This window comes from Citrobacter sp. Cf072, assembly GCF_030334485.1.
GTDB lineage: Bacteria > Pseudomonadota > Gammaproteobacteria > Enterobacterales > Enterobacteriaceae > Citrobacter > Citrobacter freundii.
Genome location: NZ_JAOWDX010000046.1, coordinates 56,882 through 81,495 on the forward strand (window position 1 = coordinate 56,882; position 24,614 = coordinate 81,495).

Sequence of the window (24,614 nt, forward strand, 5' to 3'; positions counted from 1 at the left end):
ATTATTGGCAATTAACCGTAGCTGAGAGAATTCCCGTACCCATGTTCTCAAGCACGCTTACGCTGCCCGTACATTTCGTCTGTGCGGTATTTCCCCATTGCGCCTCAATGCGCTGTGTTCCTTTTAGCCCAGTGACATACACTTCACCGTCGTCACCCACGATCGATGTCGTACCGTCCATACTTAACAGAGCACCAAAAGGAACCACGCTCTGACCATGTTTTAAGGTAAGTAATGCACGCTTACCTGAACGCGCCGTGAAGTCAGCCTTCAGGACGGCCCCTTTTGTCGGAACCACATCCAGAGAAGCATCCTGAATATCAATATCATCACGTCCCTGAGTATTCACAGTAATAGTATTACGGCGATAATTGGTTAAAGTTGGCACAATGGCATTGCCCCAATAATCGGTGTAAACCCCCCGGGAATTTTGTATTTTTACATTATCGCCATCGGTAATGTGCACAATGGCAAAAGCATCCTGAATGGATTGTCCAAGCGTTATTCCCTGCGAATGCGCAACAACGGAACCCTGGGTGCCATAGCCCCACTGTTTACTGTCTTTTTGATAACTGTAATTGGCGCTGAACTCGCCAACCGATGTCCGATACCGGGAAGAGAGATAGGCACCATAACCGACATCGTTATCGGTGTAGGTTTGCTGAAGGTTATAATTTAAATTGTTATCTTCCAGTAACGTTCCACTGACGCCAACCTGATGTGCACTATTATCATTTTTTGAACTTGTCAGAGTATATGTTCCCCAGGCATTAGCCAGCCAACGCGAAAGAGGGACATTCATTGAGATAGAAAACTGCTGATCGTTAGTGGTTGATGGCGTTTTTGTCAGGCTGTAATTCAGCGACCAGTTAACGCCCTGCCAACTGCTGCTGTAACCGAGACTCACGCTTCGTTCATGGCCTTCCATTCCCCAGTAATCTTGCTGATAAGCGTTGGCGTATACCGATCCCCAGCTCTGTAACGACTGAGAAAGATTAAGTTGCAGGCGGCTGCGACGGTTATAGCTATCGCGATAGCTATAGATGCTGTCATCGTCGTAGCTGTTATTACGCTGATCGAGAGCCTCCTGAAAGGTATAAAACCCGGAGGTGGAATAACGATAGCTGGCCAGCGTGACCGTGGTATTGGTTAACGGAAAATCTTTTGCGTACTGCGCGCGCCACGACTGGCCATTCGCATCCGCGCGTTCGTCGTCAAACGCGGTTCTCGCCGCCGTCAGATCCATCGACAGCGAACCAAAATCGCGTAAATCAGCTCCGATGCCGACCAGTCCGGCACGATACATCGACGCGCCCTGCAGACCGCCGTAAGCGGTAATTCCGAAAGGTAAGCCATAAATTGCCGTAGCCTGGCTGAATTCCGGCTCCTCGCCGTTATCAACATCGCGATATTTCCCGGCTGCCAGGCTGTACTTCAGCACGCCTTCACGTTGCATAATCGGCACCGAGGAGCTGGCCTGAATAAAGCTGCGCTCTGTACCGTCGGCCTCCGTCACGGTGACTTCCAGATCCGCTCCTGCCGTCACCTGCGTTAAATCACGAATTTCAAACGGGCCAGGCGAGACGTTGGTCTGGTAGATGGTGTAACCGTTTTGCTTAATGGTGACTTTGGCATCGCTATTAGCAATCCCACGAACGACCGGGGCAAAGCCCTGTAATCCACTGGGCTGCATACTGGTATCGGTCTCCAGCTTAACGCCCGTCATCTGCACGCTATCGAACAGTTCGCCGTTAGTGTAGGTTTGCCCTATCTGAAGCTGGCTACGCAATGCTTTGACATCGCGTCCAAGCGTCGTATTAATAGATTGCCAACCATTATCACTCCCCCAATTGCTGGTGTTACGCAAACGCCAGGGGCCGATATTCATCCCTGAATTCAAACTTGCCCAGTTCGAAACATTATTTTGACCTCTGGATTGTTGGTGCGATCCCGAAATATAGTAACTGGTCCACAGAGCCGGAATGCCGTCATCCCAGAAAGTGGGATTGCTTTCGCCCGAAATTTTGCGGTCGCGGTAGATCTGCGGAATACGTAATTGCAGCACCTGTGTTTCCGGATTGAAGTCATAGCGTCCATCCGCGATATATTCGCTAATATCACCCAGCAACGTATCTTCGTTAACATTATTTAATGCCGGAACCGTATCAACTTTAACGCCCAGTTCGCGCAGCTCCGCTTTGGTAAATTGCGGAATCAGTTTGCTGTTATCTTTTGAAAGGAGGTAATTTAAATTTCGTTTATCAATGCGATCCTGATCCCAAACAATCGACGTTAAATAACGCCCGGGGGATAAACCATTATGCTGTAAAAAAGCTTCAAGCGCCCCGGTATTCTCAAGTGGGGTTCCCGTTTCAAGTACACTGAGATTGAAATAATCATCAGCACAAACGGAACCACTCGCAGTCAATATAGCGAATGTCAGCGTATTGAGAGCAAAAAGCCGGGCAGTACGATGTGAAGGCATAAATGTCACCCCATAACTCATCGATAGCTGATTTACAGCGACTGTTTACGCTGTTCGGTTTCTGAGCCAAAATCATTAATTGCGGTCCAGACAACGTTGCCTTTTACTGCCGATGGCAGCGGAAAACGCTGCTCACCAAATGGAGCAACCATCATCGTTAATGCCGTCGGAGAGGACTGGTTTGTAGCCGGTTTAATCGCTTTTCCCGCCACAGAGATCTGTCCGAAGGTGACATAGAAGGGTGTGGGGTTTTTCACCACCAGTTGATTTTGATGGCGGCTAAATTGCAACGATTGCCAGGCCATTTTTGCCTCGTCTTCTGTCAATGAGGCCGGGCGATAAAACAGTTTTAATTTAGTTTTAATGGCAAATTGTAACGTGTTCTTGTCATGCAATTCTTCTGGGATCGCTGCAACAGATTTGATGTTCGCCATAAATAATGACTCACGATCCTGAGGCAGCGCCGATTTATTTCCGGTATAAACCACGTGTAGCAGCGTCTGGCGGTTTTCGTCCAATTTGTAAATTGGCGGTGTCATAATAAATGGCGCTTTGCTGTCATCAATATTACTGACCCAACTCTGCACCAGATAACGTTTATCATTATCTTTATTTTTTAAAGCAATCTGTACTTCAGATTGGTTAGCCGGATATATAATTCGTGTGCCACCCACTACTACGCCAGCTTGAACCGAATTTAATCCCGAGGTTAATATAAGTATTAATGCTGTGATAAGTCGTTTCATCTTTCCATTCCATTGAAATACTGGCCCTGCCTGGGCCAGGTTTATGATGATTAACGATAAAGCAGAGTATAGGTCGCTTGTGCGGTATAATCACCGGTAGTTGGTAAAGTGCTACCAACCTGGATAACCTCAGCTTTATAATTAAAAACCACGCTCTCGCCGTTAGTCTTATTCAGTGCCGCTTCAGGATCTGAGCCATCAAATTTCACGTAGTTGCTGCTCCCTTCAGGAAGCATACGTACCCCGAGGTTCTGCGCAGTCCCTGTCGCCTGCAAAACTTCATCGTCGTATCCGGCAATACGCGTCCCATCAAATTTGATATTGAGGTTGGCAACCGCAGCATCACATTCTGTCAGCGTAATCGCAAAAGATTGCGTGTCGCCGACTTTTTTATCTTCGCCAAACGCAGTTTGAGAAAGGTTGTTAAACGTCACAGTACCGTTTGTCGCTGTACCATTTACATCAACCACGCAACTATCGGGAAGAATTTTCCCATTAAACGTTACCGTCCCGGTATCAACGGCAAAAGCAGATGTTGCTACAGTTGCCATTGCACTACTGACAAGCAACGAGATGATAATTTTTTTGCACATAACGTATTCCTTACATATGTTCACAAAAATCAATGAAGAGAAAAGTTAACACAGAGGGGAAATAGACAATGGCTGGAGAAGTGCTGGAATATAAATCCAACAACATCATAGATATAATATATCTTTATCAACTCATTCAGTTTAAAACATTCCCTTGTGTCATCTATTCTACGTACCATGATGAATAAAAGCTAATCAACACATTCACCAAAACTAAAGAAACAACACACAACATCTTGTTTTAGCAGAACAATTTATGGAAATAATATTTTCTTAATGGTGATTTTAGCCAGCATGAATATATTCATAAAAACAATATTACCCACATAGGCATACGGGCAGATAATAAAAAAACGCAGAAAAAAAATAGAATAAAATCAACCAACCGATGATATATACAAAAAAATAATATATTGAATTTATGATTAAACGGAAAATATAGGCAGGAAACACCATCACTGTTCACCCTATCCTGAGCTTGCTATACAGACCGAAATGCGAATACAACAAGAGGGAGAATTCCCCCACATCAGCAGGCACCGATGCGGGGGAGGACAGCTAAAAAATCAGTTACCGCCAAACATATCTTTTATCCAACCAGCCACGCCATCGCTGTCTTTCTTCTCTTGCTGCGGCGGTTGCTGCTGTTGAGGCTGCTGCTGCGGCTGTTGAGAAGATTGATCGAACGGATTCCCCGACTGCTGCAGCATTTCACCCTGCTGACACAGCGAATCAGGATCGGTGGTCCATACCGGAAGCGTGCGCATCCCGCCGCTACAAACGAAGTTACCGTCGTAGTCTACGCCCATATCCACCACATCCTCCGGTGGCGTCAGCACCAGCGGTGTTGGCGTCTGGTTAGCCAGATAACGCTGATAAATCGACATCGCGCCGCTGGCACCGTACAGCTTGGTTGGCTGGTTGTTATCGCGGCCCACCCAGGTGATGGTCACCTGGCTGCCGTCGATCCCGGCAAACCAGGTATCCACGTTGTTGTTGGTGGTCCCGGTTTTCCCTGCCAGATGCAAGCCAGGATATTTCGCGCCAAGCTGACGACCCGTACCACGCTGAACCACCTGCTGCATGGTCCACAGCGTCATATACGCCGCCTGCGCCGGAACGGCACGCTCAGCCTGCGGGAAGCTCTGGTACAGCACGGTACCATCTTCGGCAATCACCGAACGCAGCGCCGACAACGGCGCACGGTTCCCGCCGCTGGCGATAGTCTGGAACGCCTGTGCTACTTCGATTGGCGTCAGGTTCAACGCCCCGAGCAGCATGGCCGGAACCGGGTTAAGCTGATCTTTCGGCGCGCCCAGCTTCAACCAGGTATCAGTCACGGCAGGCAAGCCCAGCGCCATCCCCAGATTTACCGTCGGTACGTTCATGGAGCGGGTTAACGCATCCACCAGCATCACTTTTCCGCTTTCGCTATAGCGACGATCATCGTTCTGTGGCGACCAGACCTGACCGTTCGGCTGACGTAGCGCAATCGGCGCATCGGCAATCCAGGTATTCAGGCGGTAAAGCTTCGGCTGGCTGAGCGCAGTCAGATAGGTCGCCGGCTTCGCCAGAGAACCAATCGAACGACGCGCCTGCATCGCACGGTTATAGCCCGCGAACTGCGGCTCTGCCCCGCCAACCATGGCGCGAACTTCGCCACTGAATCGGTCAACCACCACAATCGCGGTTTCCAGATCGCTCAGCTTACGCTGTTTCTTCAGCACCGGAATGCCTTCCACCGCCGCTTTTTCCGCAGCGTCCTGCGCCACGGAATCAAAGGTGGTGAAAATTTTCACGCCGGAGAGATCTTTAACTTTATCGCCCAGCTTCGCCTGAAGCTCCTGACGCACCATCTGCATAAAGGCTGGCTGTGGCGAGATTACTCCACCACGCGGCTGTACGCCTAACGGACGCGCGCTCAGCATGTCATACAGATCCTGATCGATGATCTGCTGCTGTTGCAGCAAACGCAGCACGAGGTTACGACGCTCCAGCGCCAGCTTCGGATTACGCCATGGGTTATAGATTGACGCCCCTTTAACCATCCCCACCAGCAACGCCTGCTGGTCGAGACTCAGTTCTTCCACCGGACGACCGAAATAATAGAGGCTCGCCAGCGGGAAGCCGCGAATTTCATTATCGCCGCTTTGACCGAGATAGACTTCGTTCATGTACAGCTCAAGAATGCGATCTTTGCTGTAACGCGCATCCATCAGCAGCGCCATGTAGGCTTCGTTGGCCTTACGCCAGTAAGAACGTTCGCTGGACAGGAACAGGTTCTTCACCAGTTGCTGAGTCAGCGTACTCGCCCCCTGCACCGTGCGACCGGCCGTCAGGTTGGCCAGCACCGCACGACCAATCGAGTAGAGGCTGACGCCATCATGCTCATAGAAGTGACGGTCTTCGGTTGCCAGCAGCGTATCTACCAGCAGATCCGGAAATCCACTGCGCGGGACAAACAGGCGCTGCTCGCCGTTAGGTGAAGAGAGCATGGTAATCAGGCGTGGATCGAGACGGAAGAAACCGAACTGGCGGTTGTTATCCATATTCTCGATAGTGTCCAGATGATCGCCATCAAAGGTCAGACGTGCGCGCACCTGCCCTTCTTTACTGTCCGGGAAGTCAAACGGACGACGAATCATCTCAATGCTCTTCGCCTGTACGGTGAATTCGCCCGGACGCGTCATCTTCGAGACCTGACGATACTGCGTGGCCTCTAGCAGCTTCACCATCTCGTTCTTGCCGATGGGCATTTCTGGCTCAAGGTTAACCATGCGGCCATATACTGCCGCCGGAAGCTGCCAGACTTTACCGTCGATACGGCTACGGATTTTTTGGTCCAGATAGACGCCGTAAATGGCGATCAGCACCAAAAAAACAATCGACAGTTTTACCAGCAGCCAGAACCAGCCGCGTTTACCACGAGGCTTACGCCCTTTGCCTTTACCCTTACGCGGCATCGGTTCTTCATCCTCATAGTCATCATCATCATAATCGTCGTCATACTCTTCATCTCTGAGTTGACGACGGCTCACCTTTTGTTTCACCGGACGTGAGGGTTTCCCTTTACGTCCAATTGGCTCGCGGTCATTCCCCGCCATGCTTTTTCTCCGCAACATTCAGGCGCAAAGGCCCGATTCTCTGTTCTTCCGTCCTGCGACAGAAGAAGAAATCTCTCAATTTTCAGCTGTATTTATGCCGGATGGCGGCGTAAAACGCCTTATCCGGCCTACGTTCGCCCTGATAAGCGCAGCGCCATCAGGCAACCACGCATACAGCTATGAATACTTTTTGGTGCGCCGCGTTGGCGCGGTATTCGCCGGATCGTCCGGCCAGACATGTTTGGGATAACGCCCTTTCATCTCTTTTTGCACCTCGCGGTACGATCCCTGCCAGAACGCGCTTAGATCGCTCGTCACCTGTAGCGGTCTTTGGGCCGGAGACAACAGCTCCAGTACCAGCGGCACGCGTCCCTGGGCGATAGTCGGGGTGTTTGCTTCACCAAACATTTCCTGCATCCGAACGGCCAATACAGGAGGATTATCCTCATGATAGCGAATGGCAATCCGGCTTCCCGTTGGCACAGTGTAATGCGCTGGCAGTTCACTATCCAGACGTTGCAGCATTGACCAGTCCAGCAAACCGCGCAATGCCTGACCCACATTGAGTGCTTTTAACGCGCGTAAAGAGTGCACACCGCTCATGTGCGGCAACAGCCAGAGCTCCAGCGTCTTCAGCAGAGAATCCTCATCTACCGCAGGCCAGTCGTACTCCGGTAACCAGTTTGCCGCACATTGCAAACGCAGCCGAAACTGCTCGGCCTCCGGCGTCCAGTTGAGCACACTTAGCCCTTTATCGCGAATACCATTCAGCATCGCCTGATGCAACTCTTCTTCCGAGGGCTTGGCCAGCGGCTGTACTTTTACCGTCAACTGGCCGATACGCGACCGACGCAGTGCTTTTAACGTTCCCTGGGCTTCATCCCATTCGATGGTGTCGGACTGTTGCAGCAGTTCAGGACACGTCTGCATCAACGCTTCAATATCCAGCGGCAACGCTAACAAAATACGCGCATCTGGCGATGCGCTACCCTGCAGTAACAGCGGCGCTATCAGCCACTCATGGCGCCCCAGGGCGTCATCAGCATCCAGCATCGCGCCCATACCGTTGGCCAGTTGATAGCGCCCTTCTTGTCCACGTCGACGGGCGATCCGATCGGCGAACGCTTGCGCCAGCAACAAAGGGAGCAACGCGATGTCGGGCTGCCCGCTGCGTACGTTAAGCCGTTTCAATAATTGTTGACTGCGCTGCTGCCAGGCGGGCTGATTTCGTGAAAACGCCACAGCTAAATCGGTGCTGCCCCCGCGCGGCGGCTCTTCCAGAATTGCGGCCAGTTTTGCGGCCGATGCCGCTTCATCGTCATTTTTGGTGCTAACCAGCATAGCCGCTAAACGGGGATCATTACCCAAAGCCGCCATTTTCTGCCCACGGGCACTGAGCCTGTCGCCCTCAAGCGCCCCCAGCATCTGCAACAGCCGTTTTGCCGCCTGCAGGTTGATAGCGGGCGGCGTATCCAGCCAGTTCAGTTGCTCAGGATCGGTACATCCCCATTGCAGCAGCTCCATCAGTAGTCCGGACAGATCGCTCTGTAATATCTCAGGCTCTCCCTGCGCCGCCGCTCTTTCCGCCTGCTCTTTGGCAAGCAAATGTAGGCAGATACCTGGCTCCAGACGCCCGGCTCGCCCGGCTCGCTGTGTCATAGATGCCTGGCTAATGCGCTGGGTAATCAACCGCGTTAAACCGGTACGCGCGTCATAGCGCGCCACGCGCTCCTGGGCGCAGTCCACCACCAGCCGGATGCCTTCAATCGTTAAGCTGGTTTCGGCAATATTGGTCGCCAGCACCACTTTGCGCTTACCTTGCGGCGCGGGAAAAATCGCCTGACGCTGCTCAGCCAGCGTCAACGCGCCGTACAACGGACATAGCACAACATCGCCACCCACACGCGTTACCAGTTGTTCCTGCACGCGCAGGATTTCCCCAACGCCCGGTAAAAACAGCAGCAGCGACCCGCTTTCATGGCGCAGTAGCTCCGCCGTGGCTATCGCCACCGCTTCGTCAAAACGCAGATGTGCCGCCAGCGGCTGATACCGTCGCTCGACCGGGAATGTACGGCCTTCAGAGATAATCATGGGCGCATCGGGCAATAACTGCTGCAAGCGCCCGTTATCGAGCGTTGCGGACATGATCAATAGTTTCAGATCGTCACGAAGACCTTGCTGTACATCCAGCAACAGCGCCAGTGCCAGGTCGGCCTGCAAGCTCCGTTCGTGAAATTCATCGAGGATCACTAACCCGACGCCAGTGAGTTCGGGATCGCGTTGGATCATGCGCGTCAGGACGCCTTCCGTCACCACTTCCAGCCGGGTCTGCGACCCCACGCAGCTTTGCGCGCGCATGCGATAACCCACGGTCTCACCGGGCTTTTCGTTCAGCAACTCCGCCAACCGCTGCGCCACGTTGCGTGCCGCCAGACGACGCGGCTCCAGCAGAATAATCCGCCCCTTGATGCCACCATGTTCAAGCAGTCGCAACGGCAGCCAGGTCGATTTCCCGGCACCGGTCGGCGCGGTCAGCAGCACCTGAGTCGAGGCATCAAGGGCGGTAAGCAGTTCAGGCACTACGGCGGCAACGGGCAACGACGTCACAAATAGCTCCAGAGGGTTAACATTCTTCGCGCTGCATTGTAGCATCGCGTTAATTCATAACCGAGTATCCATAATGTCTGAGCCAAAAAGGCTGTTCTTTGCGATTGAATTGCCAGGCGGGGTTCGGGAACAGTTAATCCACTGGCGAGCCGCGCAGTTCCCTCCTGAAGCAGGCCGTCCCGTCGCCGCCGAGAATCTGCATCTGACGCTGGCCTTTTTAGGTGATGTCAGCGCAGAGAAGCAACAGGCGTTGTCGCAACTAGCCGGACGCATTCGCCAGCCAGGTTTTACGCTCAAACTGGATGATGCCGGGCAATGGCTGCGTTCGCGGGTCGTGTGGCTGGGGATGCGTCAGCCACCGCGCGGACTGTTACAACTGGCGAATATGCTGCGGGCGCAGGCCGCACGCAGCGGGTGTTATCAAAGCCCGCAGCCGTTTCACCCACACATCACGCTGCTGCGCGATGCCGGACACGCGGTTCCCATCCCCCCACCGGGCTTTGGCTGGTCATTTCCGGTCACGGAGTTCGCACTTTACTCCTCTTCATTCGCACGAGGACGCACGCGTTATACGCAGCTGCAACGCTGGACGCTGACTGAATAATTAAAGGGACTGTTTATGCAATTTTCTCCACCTTTACAACCTGCAACGCTCATCCAGCGCTACAAGCGTTTTTTAGCGGATGTGATCACACCGGATGGCTCAACGTTAACGTTACACTGCCCAAATACTGGCGCGATGACCGGATGCGCCACCCCGGGTGATACCGTCTGGTATTCGACATCAGAAAATACTAAACGGAAATATCCACATACCTGGGAATTAACGCAAACCCAATCCGGGGCATTTATTTGTGTTAACACGCTGTGGGCCAATAGATTAACGAAAGAGGCGATTCAGCAGTCGCTAATTTCAGAAGTTTCAGGCTACAGCGTATTGAAAAGTGAAGTAAAATACGGCGCCGAAGGGAGCCGTATCGACTTTTTGTTACAGGCAGATTCCCGACCTGACTGCTATATTGAAGTGAAATCAGTCACGTTGGCGGAAAAAGAGCAGGGTTATTTTCCCGATGCCATCACTGAACGAGGTCAGAAGCATCTTCGGGAATTGATGAGCGTAGCGGCTGAAGGCAAGCGGGCAGTGATATTTTTCGCCGTGCTGCATTCAGCTATTACACGGTTTTCACCCGCGCACCATATCGATGCAAAATATGCGCAATTATTAGTTGAAGCACAGCTTAAGGGGGTAGAAATTCTGGTTTATAAAGCGGAACTTTCTGCCCATGGCATGACTCTTAAAGAGCCGTTGCCCATTACCTTGTAATGGTGTAAACATTTGGTTAATTAGTATTCTGGGCGCGTGGGCAAATACGCTTTTCCTCACAGGGTTGTCAAGTGTTACGTTTAGATAATTGCTATCCGGAAAAGCATCTGCTATTTATAGCGACCTGATTTTTCCCCCGAACATGGGGATCGATAGTGCGTGTTAAGGAGAAGCAACATGCAAGAAGGGCAAAACCGTAAAACATCGTCCCTGAGTATTCTCGCCATCGCTGGGGTGGAGCCGTACCAGGAGAAACCGGGCGAAGAGTATATGAACGAAGCCCAGCTGTCGCACTTCAGGCGTATTCTTGAGGCATGGCGTAATCAACTTAGGGATGAAGTTGATCGCACCGTATCTCATATGCAAGACGAAGCGGCTAACTTCCCTGATCCGGTGGACCGCGCCGCGCAGGAAGAAGAATTCAGCCTTGAGCTGCGTAACCGTGACCGTGAGCGCAAACTGATCAAAAAGATCGAGAAGACGCTGAAGAAGGTAGAAGACGAAGATTTCGGCTACTGCGAATCGTGCGGCGTAGAAATTGGTATTCGCCGTCTGGAAGCGCGTCCGACAGCCGATCTGTGTATCGACTGCAAAACGCTGGCAGAAATCCGCGAAAAACAGATGGCAGGTTAATTCCGGTCATTTTTACCACGTTTACTAAAGGCGGGAGTTTCTCCCGCCTTATTATTTGTCAGTCCGTAAAATGAGCGATTCACACTATATTGGCCGCTTCGCCCCTTCCCCCTCCGGCGAACTGCACTTCGGTTCACTGATTGCCGCCCTCGGCAGTTACCTGCAGGCTCGTGCCCGTCGCGGAATCTGGCGAGTACGCATTGAAGATATTGATCCCCCTCGTGAAGTTCCCGGTGCCGCAGATACGATCCTGCGTCAGCTGGAACATTACGGCCTGCACTGGGATGGCGATATTTTATGGCAATCCCAACGCCACGAAGCCTACCGCGAGGCGCTTACCTGGCTGCATCAGCAGGATCTGAGCTATTACTGCACCTGTACGCGAGCGCGTATTCAAAGCGTCGGCGGTATTTACGACGGTCACTGCCGTGAGTTACGCCTCGGGCCAGAACAGGCGGCCGTCCGTATTAAACAACGCCATCCCGTGATGCAGTTTACTGACCGGCTACGCGGTGTGATTCAGGCTGACCCGCAACTTGCTGGTGAAGATTTTATCATCCACCGCCGCGACGGGCTGTTTGCCTATAACCTCGCCGTCGTAGTTGATGACCACTTTCAGGGCGTAACTGAGATTGTTCGCGGCGCCGATCTCATCGAACCCACGGTGCGGCAAATCTCTTTGTATCAGCAGTTTGGCTGGCAAGCGCCTGACTATATTCATCTTCCGCTGGCGCTCAACGAACAAGGCGCTAAACTTTCAAAACAAAATCATGCACCTGCGCTACCACAAGGCGATCCGCGCCCGGTGATTATTGCCGCGCTACGCTTTCTCGGCCAGCGTGCCGATATCCCGTGGCAGGAGATGCGTGTGGACCAGATCCTGGAGTTTGCCGTTGAGAACTGGCGTCTGACAACAGTGCCAGAATCAGCGATCTTAAATCCGGCATTCTCAAATGCGCCACGCTGAGCTATGATTAGCCGCTATTTTTACACAGCAACACTTGTTCTGATTGAAGTTTGACACTACCGAGGTGCACTATTTTTACCCGAGTCGCTAATTTTTGCCGCAAGGTGCTAAGCCGCGAGGAGCGCGAGGCTGAGCTCGCCGTCGCCCGTCCACATATGACGGTAATTCCGCGTGAGCAGCACTCTATCTCCCGCAAAGATATCAGTGAAAATGCCCTGAAGGTAATGTACAGGCTCAATAAGGCCGGATACGAGGCATGGCTGGTTGGCGGTGGTGTACGCGATCTTTTGCTGGGCAAAAAGCCGAAAGATTTTGATGTCACTACTAACGCAACGCCGGATCAGGTGCGTAAACTGTTTCGTAACTGTCGCCTGGTCGGTCGCCGTTTCCGTCTGGCTCATGTCATGTTCGGTCCAGAAATTATCGAAGTGGCGACGTTCCGCGGCCATCATGAAGGCAGCGAAGCCGATCGTACCACGTCGCAACGCGGGCAAAACGGTATGTTGCTGCGCGACAACATCTTCGGCTCCATTGAAGAAGATGCCCAACGTCGCGATTTCACGATAAACAGCCTGTATTACAGCGTGGCCGATTTCACCGTGCGTGATTACGTCGGCGGTATGCAGGACCTCGAAGAGGGCATCATTCGCCTGATCGGTAATCCGGAAACGCGCTATCGCGAAGATCCCGTGCGTATGCTGCGCGCCGTGCGCTTTGCCGCCAAGCTCGACATGCGTATCAGCCCGGAAACCGCAGAGCCGATCCCGCGTCTGGCAACGCTGCTGAACGACATTCCTCCTGCACGCCTGTTTGAAGAAGCACTTAAGCTGTTACAGGCGGGCTATGGGTATGAAACCTATAAAAAACTGCGTGAGTACAGCCTGTTCCAGCCGCTGTTCCCAACCATTACACGCTACTTCACCGAAGACGGTGACAGCCCGATGGAACGCATTATCGCTCAGGTGCTGAAGAATACCGATAACCGCATTAACAATGATATGCGCGTTAACCCGGCGTTCTTGTTTGCCGCGATGTTCTGGTATCCGTTACTGGAAGCCGCGCAGAAAATTGCGCAAGAAAGCGGTTTGGCCTACTACGACGCTTTCGCGCTGGCAATGAACGACGTGCTGGACGAAGCCTGCCGCTCGCTGGCGATCCCGAAACGTCTGACCTCGCTAACCCGCGATATCTGGCAGTTGCAATTACGTATGTCCCGTCGTCAGGGTAAACGCGCCTGGAAGCTGATGGAACATCCAAAGTTCCGCGCAGCTTATGACCTGTTAGCACTGCGTGCCGAAGTAGAACACAACGCTGAACTGCAACGACTGGCGAAATGGTGGGGTGAATTCCAGGTTTCCGCGCCGCCGGAACAAAAAGGCATGCTGAACGAACTGGATGAAGAGCCTGACGTACGCCGTCGCCATCGCCGCCCGCGTAAGCGTGCGCCGCGTCGCGAAGGTAGCGCGTGACCGTCGTTTATATCGCCATCGGCAGTAATTTAGCTTCTCCCCTGGAGCAGGTGAATGCTGCCGTGCAAGCGATCGGCGAAATCCCTGACAGCTGTATCGTTGCGGTTTCTTCGTTTTATCGTACCCCCCCGTTGGGTCCACAGGATCAGCCCGACTATCTGAACGCCGCCGTGGCTCTGGATACCGCTCTCGCCCCCGAAGCGTTGCTGGATCATACCCAGCGAATTGAACTGCAACAGGGCCGGGTGCGCAAAGCTGAACGCTGGGGACCGCGCACGCTGGATCTGGATATTATGTTGTTCGGCGATGAGGTGATTAACACGGAACGTTTAACCGTGCCGCACTACGATATGAAAAATCGTGGCTTTATGTTGTGGCCATTATTTGAAATTGCGCCAGAGCTGCATTTTCCTGATGATGGCAAGTCGTTGACTGAGTACCTGACACGCCTTCCGGCTCGCCCTACCCGCTGGTAACACTATTCACGCTGCTGAAATACGCTGTTCATAAAAAGGCACACCATCAGGTCGATTAGCCAGATGTAAGCCCGACCTACGCTCTGGTAAAAATCAATGACGCCAGCGATGTACAGAAAGCGGCAATGACAACCGGCATCACAAAATTTAACTTCATATCCTCCCGTGTCAAACAGTCAGCAGTTAAGGCAGGATATGTACAATCAACTACGCCTATACTTTAACTTATAGCTGACAATCAACACAGCCCCCCCAACATTCAAAAAACATAATTCAATCTCCCAAATGTATTCCTCTCAAAAAAACAAAGAAAAAATGGCAACAATAATAACGATTTAGTTTTCCTTAATTGTCAATATACAAATTCTAACGAAACCATAAATAATAGACAACACGCAACCAATAAAATAAAAGTATATTTAAATTGCATCAAAACAAAAAAACAATAACTAAATAATATTTAAGAATATCTTAATACACAATTATCCAATGAATACATATAGTTAAAAGCGCCACATAAACAATAAATTTGACATTGATAACTTGACGCGAAATAAAATTCACAAAACAGATATGTCTCACAAAAAACATTCACCCGTAGAACATTTACATAATCAAATACACGGATAAAATATATTTGTCTGTAATGACATTTTTTAACAAGGATATTTCAACATGAAATTAAAGTTAATTGCTTTATCCCTGGTGCTGTCTGCAGCATCGTCTTCAGCATTTGCCGCACTAGATGGTGGTCAGCTGAATTTTGCCGGTCTGGTTAGTGATAACACTTGTACGCCACACGTAAACGGTGGCAGTCAGGATGGTCAGATACAACTTAATACCGCAGTTTCTGCCGATATTACAGCTGGTGTTTCAGCGACAGCGCCTGGTGTGCAGCCGGAACCTTTCTATATCACCGTCGACTGTGGTGCTACTTCAGCAAACAAGAGTGCAAAGCTGAGCATGGCATCTACCTTTTTCAGCAATAACAACGGCACGCTGAACAACGATGACTCCATCACCAGTCCGGCAACAGGTGTTAACCTGGCTATCCACCAGGTTGATAACTCTGGTGCAAACCTGACGTACGACCAGGTCAAAATCAACGATCCTAGCGATATTCAGACCGCAACAATGACAACCGGCATCGCGAAATTTAACTTCGTCGTTTCCTATGTCAAAGAGTCAAATGCAGTGCCAGTGACTTCTGGTTACGTGAAATCAAACGCCGCTTATACAATCACTTACGAGTAATAAATTAAATATTTAAGGGAGTAACTTCTCGGCTAAAGATTACTCCCTCTTACTCACGACCATAAAGGAACTACGATGACCAGGACGTCTCGCTCTCTCTTTTCATTATTCTCTGCCGTATTGAGTTTCGCGGTTATTTTCCCGGCACAGGCAGATATTGTTCTTTCCGGTACGCGCATTGTCTATAAAGAGTCCCAAAAAGATGTGACTATTCGTCTGGAAAATAAAGGCTCCAGCCCGGCGCTAGTACAAACCTGGCTGGATGACGGTGAGCAAAATGCCGATCCCAGCACGATCAATGTTCCGTTTAATGCCACACCTCCCGTTGCACGTATCGAACCTGGTCGCGGGCAAACGGTGAAATTAACATATACCAATAGCATCTCTTTGCCAAAAGATCGCGAAAGTATTTATTGGTTTAACGTTCTGGAAGTTCCACCCAAAATCAACGAGGCGGGCTCTAAAGATAAAAATATCTTACAACTGGCATTCCGTACCCGAATAAAAATGTTTTATCGTCCTTCAGGTCTTACTGATATAGCTTCTGACGCGCCGAAAAAGCTGCAATGGCAATTACGCAATAAAAATGGTCAGGCCGTCGTGCATGTCATTAACCCCACAGGATATTTCGTCTCATTTAACAGCATAAGCGCCATCGTAGGCGGAAAGAAATACAATATTAAAAATTCAATGATCGCCCCTAAAAGCGAATCTGAACTTAGTGTAGCCGGATTAAACGGCAGTCCCGGAAAAGCCACTATCGATTATATTGCAATCAGCGACTTTGGTGGTCCTATTAATGGGAAGGTGGAGATTTAATATCTGTAATTATATTTCTGGATACGTCAATGAAACAGCCGTCAAATAAATTAAAAGTAACGTTCCTTGCACGGTTTGTTATGTTTGTTGCATTTTCTGGCAGCATCGATGCATGGGCTGAAAACGAAAAACTGGAATTTGACAGTTCCTTTTTGATGGGACCGGGATCGAGCAGCGTCGATCTTAGCCGTTATTCTGACGGTAACATCATTTCACAGGGTATCTATGATGCCAGTGCCTACGTCAATAACGAATTGGTGAACTCACTGAAAGTTGAGTTTATTGAAACTGGAGATAAACGCGCTACCAGGATCTGTATTACCCCCAAAATGCTCAGTCAACTGCACATCCGCCTACCGGATGAGATCCCAGCAGAAGCCGTGTGGAAAAAAAGAGAAGAGAGCATCGACAACTGCCTCGACCTGACGAAGACAATTCCGCTGTCGACAGTGCATTATGACGGAGGGGATCAGCGTCTGGATATCGGCGTCCCACAAATGTGGGTACAGAAAGGTTTTGCCAATTTCGTTGACCCATCATTGTGGGACAATGGTATTCCAGCAGCCATGCTGTCATACAATCTCAGTGCCTGGAAAAACGAAAATGACTACGGTACCGAAGATAGCGTGTATGCGGGCTTTAACGGCGGCATCAACCTTGGTGCATGGCATTTTCGCGCGCAGGGCAACTACTCATGGCAGAAAGACGGCAGCAGCGAAACTGAATTTCAAAATCGTTATATTCAGCGGGATATCGCCGCCCTGCGCTCTCAACTGGTGATTGGCGAGTCCGGCACCAGCGGTGAGAGTTTCGATACCGTCAACTTGCGCGGCGTTCGTCTGTACAGCGAATCACAGATGCTGCCGCCGCAGCTTGCCAGCTACGCGCCAACTATCCGTGGTGTTGCCAAAAGCAACGCCAAAGTCACCATTACGCAAAACGGCTACAAAATTTACGAGACCACAGTTCCACCGGGGCCGTTTGCCATTGACGATCTGTCACCGTCTGGTTATGGCGCCGACTTAGAGGTCACCATCACCGAGGCCGACGGCTCGAAACATACCTTTAGCCAGGCCTTCTCGTCGCTGGTGCAGATGATGCATCCTGGCGTCGGCAGCTGGGATATTAGCGTGGGCCAGGTAAATGACGATAGCCTGCATGATGAACCCGGCCTCGCACAGGGGACGTTTTACTACGGCTTTAACAGCACCTTTACCGGTTTTAGCGGCATTCAGGCCACTGACAATGGTTATTTAGCCGGACTGCTGGGCGTGGGCATGAACACCCTCCTCGGCGCCGTCTCTTTTGACGTAACCCAATCACAGGCCGAGATCCCCGACGACAAAACCTACCGTGGGCAGAGCTACCGCGTATCGTGGAACAAATTTTTCGTGCCCACGGATACTTCATTGAACATCGCGGCCTATCGCTATTCCACCCAGGATTATCTGGGGCTAAGCGATGCGCTGAGCATTATTGACGATGCCGAGTACAACACCAGCAATAACGCTCGCAGCATGAATAACTTTTCGCGCATGAAAAATCAGTTCACCATCAGCCTGAACCAGAGCCTGAAAAGCGATAATATCAACTACGGCTCACTCTATCTGACTGGCAGTTGGGCTGACTACTGGGTAACCAATGATTCACGCAGCAGTTTTTCCGCAGGCTACAGCAACAGTATCGGCTGGGCTACTTATAGCGTAAACCTGCAGCGCACCTACGACGAAGACAATAAACGCGACGATTCAGTCTACCTGAGCGTAACGATTCCGTTGGATAAACTACTGGGCACCGATCGCGATAGCGGCGGCTTCCGCACTCTGAATAGCAGCATCAACAGCGATTTCAACGGCGGCAACCAGTTCAACACCAGTGCCAGCGGCTACAGCGCAGACAACCGCTGGAGCTATAGCGTCAGTACTGCATATAACATGGAAAAAGAGGATAAAGACCTCTCTACCATCAGCTCCTTCATCAGCTACGACTCCAGCTACGGCAATATCGCCGCCTCGGCGTCAGCCAGCAACGATAGCTCACGCCAGTACTCCTTAAACACTGACGGCGGCTTTGTGCTGCATAGCGGCGGCTTAACCTTCAGTAATCAAAGCTTTGGCGACAGCGATGCGCTGGTCGTGATCGACGCGCCCGGTGCGCAGGGGGCTCGCATTGACTATGGTAACAGCACCATTGACCGCTTTGGCTACGGCATCGGCAGTTCACTCACACCGTACCGGGAAAATATTGTCTCGCTCGACATTGATGATCTGAATAACGACGTCGAATTGAAGAATACTAGCGCCACCGTGATCCCGCGGCGCGGCGCGGTAGTCGTCAGCAAGTTCGAAACTGACCAGGGAAAATCTGCGATTATCAATCTGTTACGAAGCGATCGCCAGCCCGTGCCGTTCACGGCAGAAGTCTACGACCTGAACAATAACCTGTTAGGTACAGTAGGTCAGGGTAGCCAGGCTTTTGTACGCGGAATCGTTGAAAGTGGCGATCTCGAAGTACGCTGGATCCAGCAGAACCAAACGCAGCGCTGTCGTTTGCACTATCAGGTCGACTCAGGCAACGAAAAACTGCTCGGGAAAACCATCGTCCTGAGCGCTGTGCCCTGCAAAATGCAATAGATTACGAGGATAAAGAATGAAAACACACCGCGTAGTCACCCCGTCAACGCTCGTTATTGCGCTGCTGGCACCGCCAGGCTTTGCTTCCACTCAAGGTTTAAGTCTGGATTTCACCGCAGTAATTGAAGAGACAACCTGCGTAATGAACATCTCCAGCCTCAGCAACGCAACACTCAGCGGCAGCGGTACACAGTATCAACTCACCATTCCGAATATCGGTATCGCGGAGCTGCTTAACGTTACCGCCAGTACTGAGGGCAGCTTCAAACTGCAGCCGAAAGAGTGTAACAACGAAATCACCTCTCTGACGATGACAGTACAAGGCACCACGCTGACTGGCAGCGAGTATATGTTGCAAAACGCGCTGAACAGCAATAATGCGGAAAATGTTGGTCTGGGCTTTAAACCGAAGGGCGGCGACGAAAACAGCCGCTTTAAGCTCAACGGCGCACAAAATATTACCTGGAGCCAAAGTCAAATCGCTGACGGAATGGATCTGAGCGCTTTTTTCCGCCGCGCCAGCACCTCGCTGACCCCAACGCCCGGCGACTTTCAGGCCAAAGCAACCTTTACGTTTACCTATGAATAGCAGAGAGGCTGGACTGATGCGATATCTGTTACCGCTGTGTACCGCACTGGCGGTGCTCCTCAACATTTCCCCGGCCCTGGCGGGCGTAAACTCGCTGGAATTAACGGTTTCCACCACCATTACGCCCTCAACCTGCCTGGCCACCCTGCACGACGAAAGCGGCACGGCAAATGCGGTTGTGGATATGGGTGACGTCTATATTCCGCAGATCGTTAATAAGAGTAAATCGCGCGCCTTTTCACTGGTGTTCAGTGACTGCGTCGGGCTTGCCAAAAAACAGGCTACCGTCACCCTGACAGCCAAAACCGGCTGCGACGGTGCCTCCGGCGGTGGTAACGGGTTTCGCAACGCGCTCAACGGCAGCGATGACGCCGCAGGTGTTGCGGCGGAAATCTGGGCGGGCGCCCCCCCTGAAGCCAGTGGCAGCAAACAGCTGCGTTGCGCCAGCCCGGCGCAACAGCTTATCGATCTGGTCGAAGCCAGCGATACCACCACCATCGTCTGGCCCCTCAGTGCCCGTATCGTGCTGGCCTCGGGCAGTACGATCACCGATTTACACACTGGCTCATTCTCGACTCAGGGCCTGTTCACTATTTCTTATGAGTAAATTGTGATGAGTAAATTATTGTGCAGCGCTGCGGCTTATGGCTTATGGCTTATGGTGCCCCTGAGCCAGGCCGATACCGACGTCGAAATCAAAGCCAACGTCGTCAACACCAGTTGTCAGATCTCGGTCGACAACAACGGGCTGGTCAGCCTCGGCACCAAGGGCATCGACTATTTTGCCAACGGCGTGACGGCAGAAGACCCTTACCAGGGCGGCAGCACCTTCTACGTGCACGTAAAAGAGTGTATGCCGGTCAGCGGCAAAGCCCCCTCAAAGCTCACCGTCTTTTTTTCGCCGCTGTCTGGCAGCTTCGCCACAGGCTCGACGCAAATTTTCGCCAATGATGACACCACTGGTGCGAAAAACGTCGGGGTGGTGATTTTCTCAGTTAACGACGCCAACAACGTATACAACGTGATGAACACCGACGGTACGCCACGTAGCAGCTTCGACGTTACCGCCGCCAACTACGCTGACAGCCGCTATTCGTTTTACGCCCGGATGCAGAAAATACAGTCCGGCCAGTCCATCGTTAGCGGCCCGGTAAAGTCCAGCGTACTGGTGTCGGTGTATTACGAATAATAAAAGGATAATGATTATGAGAAGGAATACACCAGGGCAATATCGTAAGCATAAAGGATGGCAGACAACGCTTTCCATTATTTCCCCCGCCCTACTGTCAGCTCTGATGTTAATTTCTGCCGAGTGTTTCGCCCAGACGCAAACTTATGTATTAGGCGAGCATCAAGAGAACTGGATGTACGGAGGGCCAACAAGGGATGGTACGAAGAAATTCATTTACCCCACCGGGCGCACCGTCTATTTTAGCCGTACCACAGAACTGGCCCCCGCTAACGTGACGATAAACTGGAACGCCAACCACGGCTCCAGCACTGAGGACGATAGCCTTTTTTGTAACGTTTCCGCACAGGGCACCGGCAACCCGTTATCTCTGGAATCGGGTCTCGTTTCTGCGGGAAGCTATGGCGGAGTAGAAATTTTCAAGACGAATATTACCGGGCTCTACTTCTCTCTGGCGCTACGCAGTTTCAGTGCATATACACATAAAGTTGACGCTATCTCTAACCCATTATCCATCCGAAGTGGGGTAATGCATAACGCGTTGACGCTATCAGACGCTGATGGCTGTGGTGGGCCTAATGGACCGGATAAGAACCCAAACTCAACAAATTACTACACGTGGGGTGGATTAGGGTTTTATGCGGCAATTACATTTTATACCGATCAAACCTATACCCCCAGCAGTTCAACAATCAGTCTGCTCAAAACGGGCAATTATCATGTGCGTATCTGGAATGAAAACCCTGGCGCAGGAATTACCGGTTATTACCAGAATGTGACCTTCGATATCAGCGCCGTCACCGTCGCCGAACCCACCTGTACCACCCAGCCGGTCGCCAGCGGCAGCAGCGTCAGCGGCACCACCGTTAATTTAGGCAGCTACAGCCCGAACGATATCATCAATGGTGCAACCGCCGTGCCGTTTGCGATCAAGCTGGCAGGCTGTAAGGGGCTGCGCAATATTAACGTCACGCTCGCGTCCACCACCGTCGCAACCGATACCACCCTGCTCGGCAACATGCTCACCCTCAACCATGCCACCGGCGTGGGGCTGGAAATTCGCGGCGCAGCCAATAACTACAGCCCGCAAACGTTGATGATTCCGAATGAATCCACCTCGGTATATAACGATCAGCGCAACACCTCCGGGGATGACAACATCTATGGGGCCAGCGAAAACGGCAAGGTACAAACCCATACGCTGAATTTCCTCGCCACGCTTAAGCGCGACAGCAATCAGAAAATCGGCTCTGGTAACTTTAAGGCCAACGGTATCTTTACCATCGACTACCCTTGATAATTGTTCATCCCCCCCCTTTGTGGGATTTCCCCACAAAGGGCTAACGTTCCCGCCCCCCTTCCCCTACAATGCGCCTATTGCATTCATACAATCTATGACCAACAGGGGTTATGATGAAACCAACCACCATCGCCTTGCTGCAGAAATACAAGCAGGAAAAGAAACGCTTCGCCACCATTACCGCCTACGACTACAGCTTTGCCAAACTGTTCGCCGACGAAGGCATCAATGTGATGCTGGTCGGCGACTCGCTGGGCATGACCGTTCAGGGACATGATTCCACGCTTCCTGTGACCGTTGAAGATATCGCTTATCATACCCGTGCCGTCCGCCGTGGCGCTCCTAACTGTCTACTGCTTTCCGATCTCCCATTTATGACGTACGCCACGCCGGAACAGGCGTTTGAAAACGCCGCGGTGGTTATGCGTGCGGGCGCCAACATGGTCAAAATTGAAGGCGGCGCGTGGCTGGTTGATACGGTGAAAATGCTCACCGAACGCGCCGTACCGGTTTGCGGCCATCTGGGGTTAACCCCGCAGTCGGTGAACGTGTTTGGCGGCTATAAAATTCAGGGCCGCGGCGATGCCGGACAAGTGCTGCTGGATGACGCGCTGGCCTTAGAAGCCGCTGGCGCTCAGCTGTTGGTGCTGGAGTGCGTGCCGGTTGAGTTGGCGAAGCGCGTCACTGAAGCACTGTCTATTCCGGTTATCGGTATTGGCGCAGGTAACGTCACAGACGGGCAAATTCTCGTCATGCACGATGCGTTTGGCATTACCGGTGGTCATATCCCGAAATTTGCGAAGAATTTCCTCAATGAAGCAGACGACATGCGCGCCGCAGTGCGGCAGTATATGACTGAAGTGGAGTCCGGCGTTTACCCGGGCGAAGAACACAGCTTCCATTAATTTATCCGCCAGCACGCCATTACGCCGGATGGTGACGCTACGCGCCTTATCCGGCCTACATCTTCACGCGTAGGCCTGATAAGCGAAGCGCCATCAGGCATCGTATTTAAGGAGTCTTGTTGTGTTAATTATTGAAACCCTGCCGCTGCTGCGCCAGCATATTCGTCGTCTGCGTCAGGAAGGTAAACGCATCGCACTGGTTCCCACCATGGGAAATCTGCACGACGGCCATATGAAGCTGGTCGATGAGGCAAAAGCCCGGGCTGATGTGGTAATCGCCAGCATTTTCGTCAACCCGATGCAGTTTGACCGACCGGACGATCTGGTGCGTTATCCGCGCACACTGCAGGAAGATTGTGAAAAGCTGAACAAGCGCAAAGTCGATTATGTTTTTGCACCAGCCGTTGAGGAAATCTATCCACAGGGTCTGGAAGGCCAGACTTTTGTTGAGGTTCCCGGTCTCTCCACCATGCTGGAAGGTGCCAGCCGTCCGGGCCATTTCCGTGGCGTTTCCACTATCGTCAGCAAGCTGTTCAACCTTATCCAGCCTGACCTCGCCTGCTTCGGCGAGAAAGATTTCCAACAGTTGGCGCTGATCCGCAAAATGGTGGCGGATATGGGTTATGACATTGAGATCGTTGGCGTGCCGATTATTCGCGCCAAAGACGGCCTGGCGCTTAGCTCACGTAACGGTTATCTGACCGCAGAACAGCGTAAAATTGCGCCGGGTCTGCACAAAGTGATGAATAGCATCGCAGAAAAACTGATTGCGGGTAATCGTGAGTTGCAGGAGATTATTGCTATTGCCGAGCAGGAGCTGAATGAAAAAGGCTTCCGCGCCGACGATATTCAGATTCGTGATGCCGACACGCTGCTGGAGCTGACGGAAACCAGCAAACGCGCGGTGATTCTGGCTGCCGCCTGGCTGGGTCAGGCGCGTCTGATCGATAATCAAAGCGTTACATTAGCCCAGTAGACAGGGGTTAAAAATCGGGCAATACTGCCTGAGAATTTCTCAAAGCAGGCTAGTTTCGTCTGCTTAGCCAAGGTAAACGACAGGGTATAGAAGTTATGATTCGCACCATGCTGCAAGGCAAGCTCCACCGCGTAAAAGTCACGCAGGCGGACCTGCATTACGAAGGCTCCTGCGCCATCGACCAGGATTTCCTCGATGCCTCAGGTATTCTGGAAAACGAAGCTATTGATATCTGGAACGTAACCAACGGTAAACGTTTCTCAACCTATGCAATTGCGGCTGAACGCGGCTCCAGAATAATCTCGGTGAACGGAGCAGCGGCGCATTGCGCTGATGTTGGCGATATTGTCATTATCGCCAGCTTCGTCACCATGTCTGACGAAGAAGCCCGCACCTGGCGTCCGAAAGTGGCCTATTTTGAAGGCGACAACGAGATGAAGCGCACCGCGAAAGCTATTCCGGTACAGGTTGCCTGAATATATATAGCTCATTCACTTAACTATCATTATAGTGAATGAGCTCCTCCTCACAAATTATATTACCAA

General features: G+C 51.7%; 21 protein-coding genes. 16 read left to right on the forward strand and 5 right to left on the reverse strand.

All coding sequences use genetic code 11. The annotated features are described in order from the left end of the window. Window position 1: 1 nt before the first annotated feature. From OGX66_RS17490 to hrpB, 5 genes are all read right to left on the reverse strand, one after another. Window positions 2–2,485, reverse strand: coding sequence for a fimbria/pilus outer membrane usher protein (locus OGX66_RS17490; protein WP_270927837.1), 2,484 nt, complete (start codon window positions 2,483–2,485; stop codon window positions 2–4). Window positions 2,486–2,517: 32 nt separating this feature from the next. After that, the gene (locus OGX66_RS17495; RefSeq protein ID WP_165488874.1) at window positions 2,518–3,231 is read right to left on the reverse strand and encodes a fimbrial biogenesis chaperone; all 714 of its coding nucleotides are present in this window, start codon (window positions 3,229–3,231) and stop codon (window positions 2,518–2,520) included. Window positions 3,232–3,281: 50 nt separating this feature from the next. After that, window positions 3,282–3,824 carry a fimbrial protein gene (locus tag OGX66_RS17500; protein WP_003837506.1) on the reverse strand — a complete coding sequence of 181 codons (543 nt, stop codon included), beginning with the start codon at window positions 3,822–3,824 and terminating at the stop codon, window positions 3,282–3,284. Between the two features lie 566 nt (window positions 3,825–4,390). Continuing rightward, the gene (gene mrcB / locus OGX66_RS17505; protein WP_003837501.1) at window positions 4,391–6,928 is read right to left on the reverse strand and encodes a bifunctional glycosyl transferase/transpeptidase; all 2,538 of its coding nucleotides are present in this window, start codon (window positions 6,926–6,928) and stop codon (window positions 4,391–4,393) included. Between the two features lie 177 nt (window positions 6,929–7,105). Then, window positions 7,106–9,535 carry an ATP-dependent helicase HrpB gene (gene hrpB, locus OGX66_RS17510; RefSeq protein ID WP_182318614.1) on the reverse strand — a complete coding sequence of 810 codons (2,430 nt, stop codon included), beginning with the start codon at window positions 9,533–9,535 and terminating at the stop codon, window positions 7,106–7,108. Window positions 9,536–9,608: 73 nt separating this feature from the next. On the opposite strand from hrpB, the gene thpR reads away from it, so the two are divergent. The 16 genes from thpR to panD all read left to right on the forward strand — a co-directional run bounded on the left by thpR (window position 9,609) and on the right by panD (window position 24,545). Then, window positions 9,609–10,139 (forward strand): RNA 2',3'-cyclic phosphodiesterase, encoded by a 531-nt coding sequence (gene thpR / locus OGX66_RS17515; RefSeq protein ID WP_016149571.1) that lies wholly within the window; start codon window positions 9,609–9,611, stop codon window positions 10,137–10,139. 15 nt (window positions 10,140–10,154) lie between these two features. Beyond that, entirely contained in the window at window positions 10,155–10,859 is a 705-nt protein-coding gene (sfsA, locus tag OGX66_RS17520; RefSeq protein ID WP_003837495.1) for a DNA/RNA nuclease SfsA, read from the forward strand. 177 nt (window positions 10,860–11,036) lie between these two features. Beyond that, window positions 11,037–11,492, forward strand: coding sequence for an RNA polymerase-binding protein DksA (gene dksA / locus OGX66_RS17525; protein ID WP_003018625.1), 456 nt, complete (start codon window positions 11,037–11,039; stop codon window positions 11,490–11,492). Window positions 11,493–11,562: 70 nt separating this feature from the next. After that, complete coding sequence (gene gluQRS / locus OGX66_RS17530; protein ID WP_003837490.1) at window positions 11,563–12,459, forward strand: tRNA glutamyl-Q(34) synthetase GluQRS; 897 nt, start codon at window positions 11,563–11,565, stop codon at window positions 12,457–12,459. Window positions 12,460–12,530: 71 nt separating this feature from the next. Further along, window positions 12,531–13,928, forward strand: a complete 1,398-nt coding sequence (gene pcnB, locus OGX66_RS17535) for a polynucleotide adenylyltransferase PcnB (protein ID WP_203237415.1) — start codon at window positions 12,531–12,533, stop codon at window positions 13,926–13,928. Beyond that, window positions 13,925–14,404, forward strand: coding sequence for a 2-amino-4-hydroxy-6-hydroxymethyldihydropteridine diphosphokinase (gene folK / locus OGX66_RS17540; protein WP_044712897.1), 480 nt, complete (start codon window positions 13,925–13,927; stop codon window positions 14,402–14,404). The genes pcnB and folK overlap by 4 nt, the downstream gene beginning before the upstream one ends. A gap of 675 nt (window positions 14,405–15,079) precedes the next feature. Further along, window positions 15,080–15,658, forward strand: a complete 579-nt coding sequence (locus tag OGX66_RS17545; RefSeq protein WP_044712898.1) for a fimbrial protein — start codon at window positions 15,080–15,082, stop codon at window positions 15,656–15,658. A gap of 75 nt (window positions 15,659–15,733) precedes the next feature. Beyond that, window positions 15,734–16,477 (forward strand): fimbrial chaperone, encoded by a 744-nt coding sequence (locus OGX66_RS17550; RefSeq protein ID WP_044712899.1) that lies wholly within the window; start codon window positions 15,734–15,736, stop codon window positions 16,475–16,477. A 29-nt stretch (window positions 16,478–16,506) separates the two neighbouring features. After that, window positions 16,507–19,110 (forward strand): outer membrane usher protein, encoded by a 2,604-nt coding sequence (locus OGX66_RS17555; RefSeq protein ID WP_061549287.1) that lies wholly within the window; start codon window positions 16,507–16,509, stop codon window positions 19,108–19,110. A 16-nt stretch (window positions 19,111–19,126) separates the two neighbouring features. Further along, the gene (locus OGX66_RS17560; protein WP_044712900.1) at window positions 19,127–19,699 is read left to right on the forward strand and encodes a fimbrial protein; all 573 of its coding nucleotides are present in this window, start codon (window positions 19,127–19,129) and stop codon (window positions 19,697–19,699) included. 16 nt (window positions 19,700–19,715) lie between these two features. Further along, the gene (locus tag OGX66_RS17565; RefSeq protein WP_226807876.1) at window positions 19,716–20,306 is read left to right on the forward strand and encodes a fimbrial protein; all 591 of its coding nucleotides are present in this window, start codon (window positions 19,716–19,718) and stop codon (window positions 20,304–20,306) included. A gap of 6 nt (window positions 20,307–20,312) precedes the next feature. Continuing rightward, window positions 20,313–20,888: a fimbrial-like protein gene (locus OGX66_RS17570; protein WP_057102225.1), complete on the forward strand. Its 576-nt coding sequence runs from the start codon at window positions 20,313–20,315 to the stop codon at window positions 20,886–20,888. Between the two features lie 16 nt (window positions 20,889–20,904). Then, complete coding sequence (locus OGX66_RS17575) at window positions 20,905–22,185, forward strand: fimbrial protein (RefSeq protein WP_160319814.1); 1,281 nt, start codon at window positions 20,905–20,907, stop codon at window positions 22,183–22,185. A 116-nt stretch (window positions 22,186–22,301) separates the two neighbouring features. Then, a complete protein-coding gene (gene panB, locus OGX66_RS17580; RefSeq protein ID WP_270927909.1) occupies window positions 22,302–23,093 on the forward strand; it encodes a 3-methyl-2-oxobutanoate hydroxymethyltransferase in 792 nt (263 codons plus the stop codon). 121 nt (window positions 23,094–23,214) lie between these two features. Further along, window positions 23,215–24,069 (forward strand): pantoate--beta-alanine ligase, encoded by an 855-nt coding sequence (gene panC, locus OGX66_RS17585; RefSeq protein ID WP_003018638.1) that lies wholly within the window; start codon window positions 23,215–23,217, stop codon window positions 24,067–24,069. A gap of 95 nt (window positions 24,070–24,164) precedes the next feature. Next, the gene (gene panD / locus OGX66_RS17590) at window positions 24,165–24,545 is read left to right on the forward strand and encodes an aspartate 1-decarboxylase (protein WP_003018640.1); all 381 of its coding nucleotides are present in this window, start codon (window positions 24,165–24,167) and stop codon (window positions 24,543–24,545) included. The last annotated feature ends 69 nt before the right edge of the window (window positions 24,546–24,614 follow it).